This window comes from Chitinophaga terrae (ex Kim and Jung 2007) (genome assembly GCF_900107795.1).
GTDB lineage: Bacteria > Bacteroidota > Bacteroidia > Chitinophagales > Chitinophagaceae > Chitinophaga > Chitinophaga terrae.
In genome coordinates this window covers 327,135-338,506 of record NZ_FNRL01000001.1, presented here as the reverse complement: position 1 = coordinate 338,506, position 11,372 = coordinate 327,135, and the positions used below count along the sequence as shown (strand labels likewise).

The 11,372-nt window shown below is 46.6% G+C and carries 7 protein-coding genes; 5 read left to right on the top strand and 2 right to left on the bottom strand.

Annotated features, from left to right (window positions below):
* Positions 1–37: 37 nt before the first annotated feature.
* From BLV62_RS01400 to BLV62_RS01385, 4 genes are all read left to right on the top strand, one after another.
* Complete coding sequence (locus BLV62_RS01400) at positions 38–1,264, top strand: NRAMP family divalent metal transporter (RefSeq protein ID WP_089757880.1); 1,227 nt, start codon at positions 38–40, stop codon at positions 1,262–1,264.
* Between the two features lie 87 nt (positions 1,265–1,351).
* Positions 1,352–3,982 (top strand): alpha/beta hydrolase family protein, encoded by a 2,631-nt coding sequence (locus BLV62_RS01395; protein ID WP_089757878.1) that lies wholly within the window; start codon positions 1,352–1,354, stop codon positions 3,980–3,982.
* 111 nt (positions 3,983–4,093) lie between these two features.
* Positions 4,094–4,648, top strand: coding sequence for a hypothetical protein (locus tag BLV62_RS01390; RefSeq protein WP_139169876.1), 555 nt, complete (start codon positions 4,094–4,096; stop codon positions 4,646–4,648).
* A gap of 123 nt (positions 4,649–4,771) precedes the next feature.
* The gene (locus BLV62_RS01385; RefSeq protein WP_089758165.1) at positions 4,772–5,461 is read left to right on the top strand and encodes a DUF92 domain-containing protein; all 690 of its coding nucleotides are present in this window, start codon (positions 4,772–4,774) and stop codon (positions 5,459–5,461) included.
* A 293-nt stretch (positions 5,462–5,754) separates the two neighbouring features.
* Here the strand turns inward: BLV62_RS01385 and BLV62_RS01375 are convergent, their stop codons facing one another.
* Together BLV62_RS01375 and BLV62_RS01370 are read right to left on the bottom strand one after the other, a co-directional pair.
* On the bottom strand, positions 5,755–6,021 hold the full coding sequence (locus tag BLV62_RS01375; protein WP_089757872.1) for a hypothetical protein: 267 nt from the start codon (positions 6,019–6,021) through the stop codon (positions 5,755–5,757).
* A gap of 77 nt (positions 6,022–6,098) precedes the next feature.
* Complete coding sequence (locus tag BLV62_RS01370) at positions 6,099–6,998, bottom strand: LysR family transcriptional regulator (RefSeq protein ID WP_089757870.1); 900 nt, start codon at positions 6,996–6,998, stop codon at positions 6,099–6,101.
* A 279-nt stretch (positions 6,999–7,277) separates the two neighbouring features.
* Between BLV62_RS01370 and BLV62_RS01365 the strand changes: the two genes are divergently transcribed.
* Positions 7,278–11,339: a hybrid sensor histidine kinase/response regulator transcription factor gene (locus BLV62_RS01365; protein ID WP_168927812.1), complete on the top strand. Its 4,062-nt coding sequence runs from the start codon at positions 7,278–7,280 to the stop codon at positions 11,337–11,339.
* Positions 11,340–11,372: the final 33 nt, after the last annotated feature.

Sequence of the window (11,372 nt, the reverse complement as noted above, 5' to 3'; positions counted from 1 at the left end):
TTGATCATCCCACAGGAAAATTAGTTAAATTTAAGCTATGCGCGGATTCCTGAAAAAATTGGGTCCCGGCTTGATCACCGGGGCCAGCGACGACGATCCTTCCGGGATTGCCACTTACTCGCAGGCGGGCGCACAATTTGGCCTCGCCACGTTGTGGACCGCTATCATAACTTTTCCATTAATGGCTGCAATCCAGGGCATGTGCGCCAGGATTGGACTGGTAACCGGCGAAGGTCTTACCGTTACCCTCCGGAAGCATTACTCCAAACCGGTATTGTATACCATGCTGCTATTCAGCTTTCCTGCTATTACGCTCAATATAGGGGCCGATATACAGGGAATGGGGGCCGTATGCCATATGATCTTCCCCGGTATCCCTACCTGGATATTTTGTATCAGTATCACTGCTATTTTAATGTATGTGATCATCCAATACCCTTACAGGAAGATATCGATGATCCTTAAATGGCTTTGTATTTCCCTGTTATTATACATTATTGTGCCGTTTATGTTGCATCTCAACTGGGGGCAGGTAGCCCGGCGCACCTTTATTCCTACGTTCAGATGGAATAAAGACTTCCTTTCAATCATCGTGGCGCTTTTAGGTACTACTATCTCTCCATACCTCTTCTTCTGGCAAACAACCATGGAGGCCGAAGACCAGGAACATAGAGGCATCGTGGTAGACAAACAGTTGCTGAACGACATGAAAACGGATGTAAACACCGGTATGCTGTTTTCTAACCTGGTGATGTTCTTTATTATCCTCACCACGGGATCGGTATTGTTTCCTGCAGGCATCAGGGAGATCAATACAGTGGATGAAGCAGCGAAGGCATTGGAACCCCTGGCAGGTAAGCTGACCTACTTGATCTTTGCAACAGGGGTATTGGGTACCGGGCTCTTAGCCATACCTGTATTGGCAGGATCGCAGTCGTATATGCTTGCCGAAACCTTTGGATGGTCGGCAGGTTTAGACAAGAAATTCTCCCAGGCCAAACCTTTTTACCTGTCTGTCATTGTTTCACTGGTCGTGGGTCTGTGTCTTGAAATGGTTGGCATCAGCCCTATGCAGGCATTGCTGTACACAGCGATTTTATACGGTATAACTGCTCCTGTTATGATCGTCATCATCCTGCATATCGGCAATAACAGGAAGATCATGAAAGAGCATACGAATTCGCTGCTCTCCAACATATTGGGGGTAATTACCTTTATTTTGATGACTGCGGCAGCAGTGGCCATGATCTGGTTCCTATTCTGAAAAAATATTTAACTGAATTTCCGCTGCATAAGCTGTTGCTATTTTCAATTACCTGAATTTCAGGCTATGCCCTTAAATACCTGGTAAATGAAAATAGCTCTTCTCCTACATGCCTGTGTCCTGTATTTTTCTTTAACTGTTGTTGGCCAGAAGAAACCCATCGATTCCTCAGCATATAAAAAATGGCCGGAGCTCTGGAATCCATATATTACAGCCGATGGCAGGTATGTCAGTTATACCCTTGCTAACCGGCTGACCAACGAAAATACTTTCAGGTTGGCGGCGGCCAGCAACAAGTGGAGCAAAGAGTTTCCCGGTGTTATGCTGGGCGAACCGGTAGCTGATGATAAGTTCTTTCTTGTAAAAAGCCATGATACTTTAAACCTCGTGAAACCGGGAGACAACAAAACGGAACAGTTTAAAGTACTGTCTTACTCCCACAATAAATCCTGGCTCTTCTTCCAGCAGGATACTGCCGGTCTGTATTTTAAGCGGTTTGGTGAACGCTCGCTCCATCACCTGGCGGGTATTGGTAAAATTGCGGGATACCATTTCTTCCCAAAGATCAAAGTCCTGGTTGTTAAGGTGGAAGACGGGGAACAGTTTGATATTAAGATAGCGGATCTTGAAAGCGGGGAGCTGGCAACGATTGCATCTCTTCTCCCGGTAAAATTCATAACTGAAGATACGGTCAATAATCAACTGGCCTATGTATGGGGCAAGGATAACGCAATTTCGGTGTACGACTGCGCAAACCGCCGTTCCGCTGCTTTACTTCCCGGTACCGGCGGCATTATTAAGAACTATGCGTTTTCATTCCCCCTGCGCTTCAGTAAAGACGGCAAACGCTTTTTTTTCACCCTGGAGAAGGCAGATACAACCAAAAAGCTGGAGCTGGCAGATGTGAATATCTGGTCGTATAAAGATCCTGCAAACAGGGATGCGCAGTACTTTGGATCAAGGTCGGCTTATACCGTGTCGGTTGCCCTTCCTGGGGGGCAGGTAACCCTGTTGGGTGGAGGAGAAGGAAGCAGGCTGGAATTGCTGGAAGATGGGGGAGATAAATATGCCTTGCTGACACAGGATTCCCTGTCTCCTTTCCGGGCGGGGCTCACCCGCAGCCGGCTTATTTCCAGCGTCGACGGTACTGAAATATACCGCGGAAAGCATAGTTACATTACTACCCCGGGGCTTAAATACCTGTTGTATTTTGATGGAAAGGATTACCAGGTACATGACCTGGAGAAGAACGAGGAAAGGAACCTCACGGCAGGAATAAACAACAACTGGACAACCCGGGAAAATGGAGACTACGATTTTTGGAACTATATACAGGGAATAGTGAGTTGGGGAGAAGATAATGAATCGGTATACGTTTGCGATCAATACGATATCTGGAAGTTGGATCTGGCGGGCAGGCAGCAGCCGGTTTGCGTGACCAATGGCTATGGAAGAAAGCATAAGATCATTTTCTCGCTGGTTAGCGAAGGCGGTGGGTTTAATGCTATGCCGGGCAAGATCGACGGTAATAAGGAAATAGTATTTTCGGCATTCAATACCCTGACCAAGGAAAATGGTTTTTATCGTAAATCACCGGCTTTCGCGCCGGGCGACCCGGAAATGCTTATCATGCAGCCCTGCACTTATTGGGTGCCTGTAATGCCGCTTAGTTTTGCAGGATTGAGCAGCGGTTTCACTAAACCGCTGAAAGCAAAGCATGCCGCTGTATGGCTGCTTACCCGGGCCACTGCCACATCGGCGCCGAATTACCTGGTAACAAAAGACTTTAAACATTTCACGCAACTGACGAACAATGCACCGGAGAAGGAATATAACTGGTATACTACAGAACTGGTAAATTGGAAGACCGCCAGGGGAATAGAATTGCAGGGCGTCTTATACAAACCTGAAAATTTTGACTCCACGAAAAAATACCCCTTGATCTTTTATCATTACAGGAAAGCCTCTGCTAACCTGCATGCCTATATCACGCCCCAGGCCTGCGCCGGTTGTATTATCGATATTCCTACGTATGTAAGCAACGGATACCTGGTGTTTACTCCCGATATCTATTTTTTTAAGGGAGAAACAGGTAAAAGCGCCCTGGAAGCTATTTCGTCGGCTGCCGACGTACTGGTAACGAGGCCCTATGTGGATAGCCTCAGGCTGGGAATCCAGGGATGCAGTTTCAGTGGGTTTACTACCAATTATATTGTAACCCATTCTTCCAGGTTTACGGCGGCCGTATCGGCGTCGGGCCTGGCGGATATGGTGAGCGGTTACAACAGCATCAATACCGGGGAGATAAAGCAATACCAGTTCGAAGAAGGAGGACCTTACCAGATGGGAGGAACGCTTTGGGACCTGCCGGAAACCTATATCCGTAATTCGGCCGTATTCAGCGCGCCGCAGCTCACTACTCCTTTGCTCCTGATGCATACAACAAAGGATTTTACCGTACCTTTTTTTAATGCTATGGAGTTTTTTCTTGCGGGAAAAAGGTTGGGTAAGAAGATATGGTTGCTGGAATATGGGAATAATAACAGTCATGTAGTGATGGGAAAAGAAGGCGATGATTTTACCCTGCGCATGCGGCAGTTCTTTGATCACTACCTGAAAGGTGCGCCGCCTGCCAGGTGGATGACGGAGGGCCGGTCACCCAACCTCAGGGATACAGACGCGGCCTTGGATATAGATACAAGCGGCAGAATCCCCTAGCCGTTTCTTTTAACATAAAATTTAAAACAGGGCGTATTTCCCGTTTGTTAGTGTATTATGCTTATGCACACCACTTAAAATACACTGACTATGAAAAAGATTATGATCTCTATGACGTTGCTCTTAGCGGTCTTAGCGGCGCAGGCCCAGTCAGATCCCAAGTTTGCCAGCAAACAGGCCAGGAAGGAAATGAGGAAAGAACGTAAAGAACAGCGGATCACCGTCCGGCAACTGGAAGGCACGGATGTAAGCGAACAATCAAAAGCCCAGTTCCAGAGCGATTTTGGTGATATGCCGGATGTGACATGGTCACGTGATCTATACTTCGACAAGGCAACTTTTACCAATTCCAAAGGAACCAAAATCAGTGCGTTTTATGACTATAACGGGCAACTTGTAGGAACATCAACTCCTTCTTCATTTGCCAGTCTACCCATGTCTGCCCAGCAGGAAATCATGAAACACTATACGAATTATCAGGATGCTCCGGTTATTTTTTATGACGACAATGAGTCAAACGAAACCGATATGATATTGTATGGTGTACAGTTCGAGGATGCGGACAATTATTTTATAGAAGTGGCAGATAAGAAAGGCCGACCAGTAGTCCTTAAAGTTACCCCCGCAGGAGAAGTCTCCTGGTTTACGGACTTGCCAACTAAGTAGGGAACGTTTAAATGCCTAAACGGGAGCGCGCAAATGGATTTTCCTTTTGCGCGTTTTTTTATGGATAAGGTTTTGAAATCGGTTGCGTATTTTAACACGTTTTATATAGCTTTACGCCCCGGTATGCAGATCTCTATTACAACGTTTTTATTTCTTGGAATTATTATACTGGCCATGATCCTGGCTGTTAAAACAGGTAAGCTCACGGTGCGGGCTTCCTTAACAGGGGGGCTGGTTGCATTGCTTTTGTTACTCGGCGCCGGGCCGGGAGGGGTGGTGTTACTGGGCGCTTTCTTTATACTGGGGGTACTGGCAACCAGGTATAAGAAAGAAGAAAAGAATGCCGGATCGGAAGAAAGAACCCCTGAACAGGTATTGGCCAACGGGGGCGTGGCGGGGTTTATGGCTGCTCTGGCCTGGCTGAATCCCGGCAAGGCCGACCACTATATATTAATGATGGCCGCCAGCCTGGCTGCCGCTACTGCCGATACCTTATCGTCGGAGTTAGGGATGATCTATGGTAAACATACCTTCAATATCCTGACATTTAAAAAGGAGGCCAGGGGCCTGGATGGCGTGATCAGTTGGGAAGGTACCCTGATAGGATTGTTAGGCGCGGGTGTTATTGCATTATTATATGGCTTGTTATATGGCTTTGGGTTCAATTGCCTGATCATCGTGCTCGCCGGTTTTATAGGAAACATCGTTGATTCGTTGCTTGGCGCTACACTTGAAAGAAAGCAATGGATAGGTAATAATATGGTGAACCTGGGCAATACGCTGGCTGCCGCCCTGGTTGCAGGATTATTATAAAAAGAAAATGTTGTTAACCCACCTGTATAACGGTATATTATCCGTTGCTACCTCGCAGGAAAGGCAGGCCAACCGCCGAACATCAACATTTGCAGGTAGTTTCACGCAAAGAAGCTAAGGAGCAAAGAAGCATAAGATATTATTTTAAGGAAAATAAGAAAGCAAAGGAGTTGACGATTGTGTTATATAACATTATCGTCAACTCCTTTGCTTTCTTAAAATTCGCTTCGGTCAAAACCTCTTATGCTTCTTTGCTCCTTAGCTTCTTTGCGTGAAACCCCCTCTGCATGAAATTACTCGCCGTTGTCGAGCATCTCCATTTCCAGGAGTTTGCCGTTGCCCGCATAGTCAGCATATGCTTCTGGGCAAAGAACGGCGCCAAGGGAGTGAAGGATCTTATTGGTAACCAGTTCAATGTCCTCTGTGGTAGTGGACAGGAATGGCGTTTGTTGCAAACGTTGTAATAAAATGTTCTTCTGGGCTACAGAAAGGTCAACTAACTTATTGATTCGTTCGACGGCTGCATGGTATAACTCGTCATAATAAAAAAGCATGTTCATAAACCGGCATTTTTGTGTCATTCAAAAGTAGGCCTTACCTTATAATTATGGCTATATAATAATCTTATAACCTATAATTAATAATTATAAATGGATTTGGCCATTTTGATGAATCTTTTATTCAATTCGCTGGTTTCTCCCTTCCTTTGTATGAAATAAAAATTACGTTCTATACGTAAATTGTCGAATGACAATATTGTCAGCTCTCCATGCTGCAATTCTTTGGCGATAGACCGGGTAGATAAGAATCCTACACAGTTGGATTCGAGCAGGAAATTTTTCAGCGCTTCCGTACCACCCAACCTTACTTTTATCTGCAAGTCGTTTAGCCTGATCTTGTTGCGTTGCAAACCCTGTTTAATGGCTTCCAGCGTACCACTGCCTCGTTCCCGTATCGCTACCGGCATTTGCAGCAGATCTTTAGGCTGGTAAGGTTTTTTCCTGGCCAGGGGATTATGTTTGCTGCATACTGCCACGATCTGGTCTTTCAGAAATGACTGGTAAGTGATATTGCTCAACTGTCCTTTCTCTTCTGTTACGCCAATGTTAATTTCTTTATCCAGCAATGCCTGTAATACAATTTCACTGTTGCGGTTCAGCAGGGTGATATTAACCAGGGGATATTCGCGGTGAAACGCCGACATTACCTTAGGCAGGATATATAAAGCAGCCGTGGTACTGGCTCCCAGGTTCAGTACGCCTGTAGCCTGTTGCTGGTCGTGGATCACCGAAATATCGAACTCCGTTTCCTGCTGTATATGCAGCACGGTGAGCAAGCGGTTATAGAGCAACTGGCCGGCTTCCGTCAGCTCTATCTGCAATCCTTTTCTCTCGAACAACTTCGTTTTATAATGCTCTTCCAGTCCTTTGATATGCACACTAACCGCAGGCTGCGAGATAAAAAGCGCCTGGCTGGCCTTGGAGAAGCTTTTCTGCTGGGCTACTTCCATGAAAACGAGGTGACGGTTCGATATCATGATTTCCTGTTTAAATGAAACAATATTCCTCCTGTTTAAGGTAAGAAATTATATCGCCTTCCCTGAATGATTTTGTATAAAATTAACTTATGCAACTTTGCATTAAAGTTGATACTTTTTTAGCAGGAATTACCGATTTGTATGCTTAAAAACAGGGGCGACGGAATTTTTTAGTACATTACCAGCGCTTATTTCAATGTTTTTTTGCCAAAATCACGATAATATTTTAAGCACATTATGCCATCCAGGTGCCACGTTGTACTAGTTTTGCTTTTATTGATGTCATTGTCGTTGTTTGCACAGCAACGTAACTATAATTTTTCCCATCTCGATATCGACAACGGGTTGTCTCATAACCAGGTTTATGCCATTTACAGGGATGAAACCGGGTTTGTATGGTTTGGCGGCGCAGCAGGACTCAATCGCTATGATGGCCACAATTGCAGGATATTTACCAGTCTGCCCGCCGATTCTACTTCCCTGGAAGATAACTTTATCACAGATATCCTCCCGTTCCCGGGAAATAAAATGTGGGTAGGCGCCAAAGGAATAAATGCCGTAGCCATCTACAACCCCGCTACCGAGAAATTCGACAGGCACTTTGCCCAACGTTTGAAAGAACTGGGACTGCCGCCAGCCAGGGTGCTGAACATATTGAAAGACAAACAAAACAGGTATTGGTTCCTTTACCAGCAGGAAGGATTATTTTGTTTCACGCCCACAACCGGGGAACTCCGTAATTTCCGCCTGCCGGGAGGAAACTCCTATACATCCTGCAGCGAAGATCAACAGGGGGATATCTGGGTAGCGCTGGCCAACGGTACGCTGGTTAAGGTAGATGGGATGAGCTGCAAAGCGCTGCTGGTGAATGAACAACTAAAGGACTTCTTCCGGGGAAAACACAACAACTACAGGATATATGTGGATAAACCTGGCAATATCTGGTGCTATACCGTCGACGATCCAACGGGCGTACTGAAAATTGATCCGCAAACCAGGCAAACGTTGTACTATCACAGCAACTCCCATAACCGGCTGAATGATAACCTTATCAAGGGAATCGTGGAAGACCGGAACGGCGATATCTGGATAGGAACAGATCATGGCGGTATCAACGTGGTGGATGCAGCTAACCCGGCCCTGGTCACCTACCTGGTGAACAAAGAAAACGATAAGAACAGCCTTAGCTACAACAGCGTAGAAACCATCTTCAAAGACAGGCAGGGTATTATCTGGATAGGCACAGGCAAAAAAGGCGTGAACTTCCTGGACCAGCAAAGCACCCGTTTCGAACTGTATTGTCATGAACCGGGAAATAAATTCAGCCTGCCGGACAATGATATCAACTGCTTTGCAGAAGATGCAAAGGGAAACGTATGGATAGGTACCAATAGCAGCGGGTTGATATATTTCGACAGGGCCAGGCAACAATTCACCCGCTACCTGCACGATCCGCATAACCCCCGCAGTCTTAGCAGCAATATCATTGTCAGCCTTTGTGTGGATCATGAAGGCAAAGTATGGATAGGCACCTTCATGGGCGGACTGAATGTATTCGACGGGAAAGAATTCAAAGTTTTCAGGCATAACCCCGCCGACCCTTACTCGCTGGCCGACGACAGGATCTGGCACATCATGGAAGACCGCAACCATGTTCTCTGGATTGGTACGCTGCTGGGGGGAGTGAACAGGTTCGATCCTGCTACCAACAGGTTTTATCGCTATGCCATCGATCATCCTTCTCTCCTGTCTATACATTCCAACTATATCCCTACCATGCTGGAAGACAGCAGGGGCAATCTCTGGATCGGCACTTCAGAAGGGCTGGAAATGCTCAATCCCGCAAGAGATCAGTTCACCCATTACAAACATACCAGCGATCCCAATAGCCTGACACATGATCATATACGCGATATCGTTGAAGATAAGACAGGGTTGATCTGGGTTGCTACCCGCGTTGGACTTAATGTTTTTAATCCCCGTACAGGTAAGTTCAGGCGCTTGACTGTTGATAACGGGCTTCCGGATAATACTATTTTATCTCTCCTGATCGATAAACATGATAACGCCTGGATGACAACTGCCAAAGGTTTATGCCAGCTGCTGGTTAAGCGGGAGGGAGGAGAAGTAGTGTCGCTGGATGTACGCAATTTCAACAGCAGCAATAATATCCAGGGAAAGATATTCAATGAAAGCGCCGCCATGTTGAGCAGGGAAGGACTGGTGTATGTTGGCGGAGCCAATGGATTCAATATCATAGATCCGGATAAAGTAAACATACGGACTACAGAGGCGCCGCTGGTATTTACCAATATTGATATTTTCAACAACGAGATCGGGGTAGGCCAGCAACTCAATAAAAACGTGGTGCTGAAAGAAGCCATCCCTTTTACCTCCGCCATTACGCTGGGGCATAACGAAAATATCTTCTCTATAGAATTTGCAGCATTGGACTTTTCAGGAAATAATCAATATGCCTATAAACTGGAAGGATTCAACGACCAGTGGACCTATACCAACAGCGCCAACAGGAAGGTGACCTATACCAACCTGGATCCCGGCACTTATTATTTCAGGGTAAAAGCCACGAACAGCGACGGGGTATGGGGGAATAACGAGAAGGTGTTGAAGATCACCATCACCCCTTTATTCTGGAAAACGCCTTTCGCGTTTGTGCTGTATGGTTTGCTGGCCGCCGGCCTGTTATACATGGCAAGAAGTTATGTGATAGAAAAAGAGAGAATGAGGTTCGCTGTGGTACAGGAAAGAACAGAAAGGGAAAGAGTGCTGGCCATGGATGCCGTGAAAACAAAGTTATTCACCAATGTAAGCCATGAGTTCAGAACTCCGCTGAGCCTGATACTCGCGCCTTTGGATAAGATCATTAATACAGCTGCAGATCCTGCGCAGCGCAAACAGCTCCAGCTGATCCAGCGGAACGGGAAACGCCTGCTTAACCTGGTAAACCAGTTGCTGGATTTCAGGAAGATGGAAGTCAGCGAATTCAAACTGCAGCCAACAGAAGGCGACGTTATTCATTGCGTGAAAGATATCTGCAACTCTTTTTCCGATGTGGCAGAGATGAAAAAGATTGCATTGGTAACAGACTGGCGCCGGGAGAGCCTTTCGGCCTGGTTCGACTGGGATAAGCTGGAAAAGATATTATTCAACCTCTTATCCAACGCTTTCAAATATACTTCCGCCGGTGGGATCATCAGGGTACAGGTAGAAGGTCCTTTAACTGAAGAAGGAAGAGAAGTGTTGAAGATAAGAGTAGAAGATACTGGTATGGGCATACCGCCGGATAAACAGGAACATATCTTTGAAAGATTTTTCCAGCATGATGTTCCTGCCAACATCATGCATCCGGGAACCGGAATAGGGCTGGCCATAACAAAAGAATTTGTAAAGCTGCATGGAGGAACTATTGCCGTGGAAAGCCAGCCAGAGAAAGGAGCTGCATTCACGGTAACGCTCCCGTTGCTGTGGCGCTCTGCGCCTGAAGCAGTAAAACCGCCGGAGCTGGAAGCTGCCGGCAAAACAAGAAAACCATCTTCCAAAAACCGCCCATCCGTTCTGCTGGTAGAAGATAACGACGACTTCCGCTTCTACCTGAAAGATAACCTGAACCTGGAGTATGAAGTAGTGGCATGCGCCAACGGACAGGAAGCCTGGGAGGAACTGGGCAGGTGGAAACCCGACCTGGTGGTCAGCGATGTGATGATGCCGTTAATGGATGGGATAGAACTGGCCCGCAGGATCAAAATGCATCCTGCGCTTGCCGCCGTGCCGGTGATATTGCTTACGGCTGTAGGAGATGAAGATATGCAGCTGGAAAGTTACAGGCTGGGAGTGAGCGATTACATGACAAAACCTTTTACCTACGAGATACTTGCATCCAAGATCCGCAACCTGGTAGCCCGGCACCGGGCAACAGGAAAGAAACAACGGCCCCAGGTTGATCTGCAGCCGGCAGAAGTTAATATCACACCTGCCGATGAGCAGTTCCTGCAACAGGTATTGGCTGTTCTTGAAAAGAATATGGGCAATACAGAATTCACCGTGGAAGAACTCAGCAAAGAACTTTTCATGCATCGGGCGGGCATGTACAGGAAACTGCTGTCGCTGACCGGCCGCTCGCCGCAGGAATTCATCCGCGACATCCGGATCAAAAGAGGACGGCAACTCCTGGAAAGAAGCCAGCTAACCATTGCTGAAGTAGCTTATGAAGTAGGGTTTAATAACCCGAAGAAATTTTCCATGTACTTCAAGGAAACTTTCGGTGTCACTCCCTCGCAATTCCAGAAACAAACCGCGGGACAGGAGATAAATTTATCCTGAAAAAACGACAGTCTTTCTCATTACAAGGCAGCT